This is a genomic window from Domibacillus robiginosus (assembly GCF_000966195.1).
In the GTDB taxonomy this organism is placed as follows: Bacteria; Bacillota; Bacilli; order Bacillales; family Domibacillaceae; genus Domibacillus; species Domibacillus robiginosus.
The window spans coordinates 1-1,616 of record NZ_LAHL01000099.1 but is presented as its reverse complement, the minus strand read 5'-3'; the positions used below and the strand labels follow the sequence as shown (position 1 = coordinate 1,616).

The window sequence follows — 1,616 nt, the reverse complement described above, 5'->3', positions numbered from 1 at the left end:
CCTTTTTGTTCTCAATGCGACTCGCCACTAAAGATAAGGAATTGATTTAGTAAGGAGGGTACATATGTGTTTTATAAAACTTAGGTTTGCACACCAGTATAAAACCTGCTTGTAAGAAGATAGGTTTAGTTAACTTTCCACATATGTTTACACGCATACTTGTAGCCATACGTCGAAACATCACGCTTCTTCTACAAGCACACGTGCACAATCTTCAAGGACGAAACGATCGAGCATCTTATTCAAAACGCCATTGTAGAATCCGGCCAGATTGCGGATCTTCTTCGTTTTTGTACGGATAACAGCTGTGTGTAGTGCGGACATAGCGATATTTTCAACGTCTTGCTTATCGAAAGCTCCGTGCTTTACTAAAGCGGTAGAATGAGCGCGGTAAACTCCATACATGCGTGATACAAGCGACTGACTCTGGGCAATCGTATTTTCGAGCAGATTTTTAAAACGTTCGTAAAACGTTACCGACTTCGCAGAATACGTATTATTTAATAATTGGTGTTGTTTTGAAAAGATATTGTTTTTTTGGTCGGACATTTTAACAGCCTCTTGTGGGACATTTTCATTTTTAGTCGGCTGAATTACGATGGCATTACTTGTTTGTTGCATGTCGCTGGAGCGCTTCATGGCGTATTGTTTTATGAATCCTAATACTTCCAAACGCTTGCACAACCGTGTAATTGTCTTGTCGCTCATCTTAAGATCCGCAGCAATCTTCCGTTTGCCTTTGAATGAAACGCCGAAGAATCTGCAGGAATGGCGTTTAAGGTATTCCATCACAGTCAGCAAGTTCCTTTTTACGTCCTGGCGCAATTCCATAGCATTGATCATATCTTTATACTGACGTACAGTTTGATTTAGCTGCTCTATGGTTTCAAATGACGCTAAACTGGCGTAAGCAGCTTCGCCAGCAATGATTTCAATAAATTTTTTCATGCTCAAGACTCCTCTTTCTCGAAACAAAAAGAACGCTTGCCTGCCGTATTGTTCTCCGGAATCCGGAAAAGCGTACGGCAAAACAAGCGCTCTAAAAAAATACAGAAGTATCCCTTGAACTCAACGTTTATTTGCGCTAAAATAAGGGCAAATAAACGTTAGTCCAAAGAGTCTGAGCAAGTGTGTTGCCGTGGTCTGTTCACGGTATACCGCATGAGGGAGTTGGCGCTCCACTTATGCAGCTTAGGCTCTTTTTCTTTTGGTCCGTTCATTTAATTTAAGGATAGTATATCCTACCCGACAAGGATTCACAACACGCAAAATTCATTACTCTCTCTTTTTTTATTCTTCTATTACTTTTAAAATCAACATTAATTTTAAAAGTAAAATTAATGTTGATTTTAAAAGTAAAATATTCTTCTAAACTTCAAAAATATTGCAATAATAGGCTTCTTTTAATAGTTACTCTTTCTATATTAATGTTAAACTTTTTTAAAAGGAGCATAAATGATGAAAGCAATCGATGTAAATAACAATAAAGGTGGATCTCTAAAAACGATAACTGCATCTCCTTGTACAATAATATAAAAGCATAGTGAACAGAGTTTTGAATCAGGAGACACGACAAAAAAGCACCTTCCTTTATCAATAAAGGAAGGTGCTTTTTA

The 1,616-nt window shown here is 37.7% G+C and carries 1 protein-coding gene; it reads right to left on the bottom strand.

The annotated features are described in order from the left end of the window. Nucleotides 1–180: 180 nt before the first annotated feature. Entirely contained in the window at nt 181–948 is a 768-nt protein-coding gene (locus tag VP97_RS22970; RefSeq protein ID WP_050184509.1) for a hypothetical protein, read from the bottom strand. Nucleotides 949–1,616 lie beyond the last annotated feature (668 nt).